This is a genomic window from Acetobacter sp. P5B1 (assembly GCF_018811985.1).
GTDB classification, from domain to species: Bacteria; Pseudomonadota; Alphaproteobacteria; order Acetobacterales; family Acetobacteraceae; genus Acetobacter; species Acetobacter cerevisiae.
In genome coordinates, this window is record NZ_JACRVS010000103.1 from 1 (window position 1) to 539 (window position 539).

The following is a 539-nucleotide window of genomic DNA, read 5'->3' on the forward strand; positions in this document are numbered from 1 at the left end:
GAGATGGATAAGGCCACTTTTCTCGACTTCACAGTCGAGATCATCCGGCGGTCAGAGACAGCAAAAGGGTTTGAAATCCTGCCGCGTCGGTGGGTTGTGGAACGGACCTTCGGTTGGATGATCCGCTGGCGTCGCCTTGTGAAGGACTACGAACAGCGGATCGACGTCGCAGAGGCCATGATCCACATCGCCATGGGAAGCCTCATGCTACGCCGAAACGCTCATCCGTGAATTTCCAAAAGGGCTCTAAGACACCGGAGTAAAGACTGTATATTTCCAAGAAAAACTCGCTCTCTAGAGGGTGTTATGTACTTTCTGGCGTAAGTGTTCCAGAACAGATGGATGAATACTGCCCGCAAACCGTATCCGTCTGATATCAGTGACGAAGAGTGGTCTCTGATTGTTCCATACCTCCTTTTGATGAAAGAAGATGCGGACCAGCGACACCATAATCTGAGAGAGTTGTTCAACGGTCTTCGGTATGTGATCCGTTACGGCATTGCATGGCGTGCGATGCCGAACGATCTGCCGCCATGGAC

At 51.4% G+C, this 539-nt stretch carries 2 protein-coding genes; both read left to right on the forward strand.

Features of this window, described 5'->3' with window-relative positions:
* Positions 1 to 231, forward strand: a 231-nt coding sequence (locus tag KP703_RS15545) for a transposase (RefSeq protein ID WP_215755564.1), incomplete at its 5' end; no start/stop codon positions are given.
* A gap of 111 nt (positions 232 to 342) precedes the next feature.
* On the forward strand, positions 343 to 539 hold a 197-nt coding region (locus KP703_RS15550; RefSeq protein ID WP_215754477.1), incomplete at its 3' end, for a transposase.